Below are 1,007 nucleotides of genomic sequence, written 5' to 3'. Positions count from 1 at the left end.
TGATGACCAGGCCGATCACGTTGTTCACCGGTCAGTGGGCGGACCTGCCGTTCGAGGAGGTCTGCCGGCTGGCCGCCGAGTGGGGCTACGACGGTCTTGAGATCGCCTGCTGGGGCGACCACTTCGAGGTCGACAAGGCCGTGTCCGACGACTCCTACGTCGAGCGCAAGCTGGAGACCCTGGCCAAGTACGACCTGAAGGTGTGGACGATCTCCAACCACCTGGTCGGCCAGGCCGTCTGCGACCACCCCATCGACGAACGGCACAAGGGCATCCTGCCCGCCCGCATCTGGGGCGACGGCGAACCCGAAGGCGTCCGCCGCCGGGCCGCCGAGGAGATCAAGGACACCGCCCGCGCCGCCGCCAAGCTCGGGGTCAAGACCGTGGTCGGGTTCACCGGATCGTCGATCTGGCACACCCTGGCCATGTTCCCCCCGGTGCCGCCGTCGATGATCGAGGCCGGCTACGCCGACTTCGCCGAGCGGTTCAACCCGATCCTGGACGTGTTCGACGAGGTCGGGGTGCGGTTCGCGCACGAGGTGCACCCCAGCGAGATCGCCTATGACTACCACACCACGCTGCGGACGCTGGAGGCGATCGGCAACCGTCCGGCGTTCGGGCTGAACTGGGACCCCTCGCACATGGTGTGGCAGGGTCTTGACCCGGCGGGGTTCATCCTCGACTTCGCCGACAAGATCTACCACGTGGACTGCAAGGACGCCCGGGTCGCCACCCGTGACGGGCGGCGGGGCCGGCTGGCCTCCCACCTGGCCTGGGCCGACCCGCGCCGTGGCTGGGACTTCGTGTCCACCGGCCGGGGGGACGTGCCGTGGGAGGAGTGCTTCCGCGCGCTCAACCACATCGGCTACGACGGCCCGATCTCCATCGAGTGGGAGGACGCGGGCATGGACCGGCTGCACGGCGCACCCGAGTCCCTCGCCTACATCCGCGCACTCAACGCCATCACCCCACCCGACGCGGCCTTCGACGCCGCCTTCTCCTCCGAG

1 protein-coding gene is annotated in these 1,007 nt (G+C 69.3%); it reads left to right on the top strand.

Going from position 1 to position 1,007, the window contains the following annotated elements; translation table 11 throughout:
- Positions 1-2 precede the first annotated feature (2 nt).
- Positions 3-1,007 (top strand): sugar phosphate isomerase/epimerase family protein (locus FED44_RS35450; RefSeq protein WP_138463406.1); only part of this gene is annotated, 1,005 nt, incomplete at its 3' end.

The organism is Microbispora triticiradicis (assembly GCF_005864065.1).
GTDB classification, from domain to species: Bacteria; Actinomycetota; Actinomycetes; order Streptosporangiales; family Streptosporangiaceae; genus Microbispora; species Microbispora triticiradicis.
Note: the sequence above shows the minus strand (reverse complement) of the source record. Positions and strands in the feature narration are given on the sequence as shown.